This is a genomic window from Falsiroseomonas oryziterrae (assembly GCF_021864505.1).
Lineage (GTDB): Bacteria > Pseudomonadota > Alphaproteobacteria > Acetobacterales > Acetobacteraceae > Falsiroseomonas > Falsiroseomonas oryziterrae.
Genome location: NZ_JAKJIB010000552.1, coordinates 1 through 1,516, shown reverse-complemented (window position 1 = coordinate 1,516; position 1,516 = coordinate 1). Strand labels below are relative to the sequence as shown.

The window sequence follows — 1,516 nt, the reverse complement described above, 5'->3', positions numbered from 1 at the left end:
GCGCGCCGAAGGTCGAGCAGCGCGCCCCGGATCGCCACCGTCCATGGGGCGTCGGGCCGCGCGGGCGGGCGCGCCTCGCCGGTGAAGCGGCTCGCCTCCACCTGGCCGTCGGCGATGGTGACGCGCTCGAGCCGCGTGCCGCGGCCGAAGGCGGCGTTGCCGCGCAGCAGCAGCCCTGGCGCCTCGATCCGGAAATTCTCGATCGCCTCCAGGCTCTCGCCCGCCAGGCGCAGCACCGCATCGCCGCCGGCGTTCTGCCCTGGCGGCTTGCCCCAGCCGACCGGGCCCAGTTCGAGCGTCGCCTCGCGCAGGTCGGCGCGCACCGTGACGCGGCCGGCGCCGTTCCGCCGGCGCTCCGTGCGCACGTCGAGCCCGACGGGGCCCTGCGCGACCTGCTCGCTGGCGAGGCCGAGCGCGGCAAGCTGGCGCACATCGGCGCGGGCCTGCACGGTCTCCCGCATCACGACCTGGGCGGCCGGGCCAGGGCGGAAATCCATCTCGACGCCGAGCCGCGCCTGGATCTCCGCAAGCGTCGCTGTGCCGCTCACGCGCAGCCCCGCAGTGTCGACGTTCAGCTCGAACTGCCCGCGTTCCAGGTTGCGCCCGAGCAGCAGGTCGGAGATGCGCACGTCGCGCAGCCGCCCCTGGGCGCGCACGCGAAGCTGCTCCACCGGCAGGTCGCTGAGCAGCGGGAAGCCCAGCGTGACGCGGCCCTCCAGCGTGCCCTGTGGATCCTTCAGCGCCAGCGGGCGCCGCTCGAAAAGCCGCAGGCGCGGATGCTGCAGCACGCCGAGCACCTGCGGGACCGGGCCAGCGAGGCCGATCTCCATCTCCGCCGAGGGCACGCTGTCCGGGGCGAAGAGGAAGCGCAGCACGGCGTCGCGCGCCTGCACAGCGGTGCCCGATTGCCGCGCCTGCGACACGCGCGCCGTCACCTCGGTGAGCGAGAACTCGACCCGTCCGGCCGCCGCCTCCACCGGCGGGATGGGACGCAGCCAATGCACCGTGGCGTCCGCGACCTCCATCGTGCCGGCCAGCGCGGTGATGCGGAAGCCGGCAAGATCGGGCCCGGCCTCGGCCTCCACCGTCCAGCGGCCGTTGCGCGCGGTTCCGGCCGTGATGTTGGAGAGGATCCAGTCGCGCTCGCCGGAGCCGAGGCCCTCCGGCCACCACCGGGCGAGATATGCGAGCGGGGCGGCGTCCAGCGTGGCCTCGGCACGCCCGGTCCAGCTTCCGTCCCGCTGCGATGCCTCGGCGCGCGCGGCGAGGACGGGCGTCCCCGGACCGTCGAGGCGGATCGTCGCGCGCGGCACGCGCAACTCGCCCGGGCGCCACTCCGCCGCGGCGTCGAGCCCGGCGATCGGGATGCGGCGTCCCGCGCCTAGATCGAGGGCGCCGGCGCGCGCGCCGAGGATCGCGGTGGCGTCGAGCAGCGTGCCGTCGGCGGAGAGCCGCGCGGACAGGTCGAGGCGTGCCGCCGCATCGAGATGCGCGAGCGGCGCGAAGGCCGGTGCGA

The 1,516-nt window shown here is 76.1% G+C and carries 1 pseudogene; it reads right to left on the bottom strand.

Annotated elements, in window-relative coordinates:
• Positions 1–1,516, bottom strand: a pseudogene (locus tag L2I40_RS23050) (YhdP family protein); the annotation flags it as partial.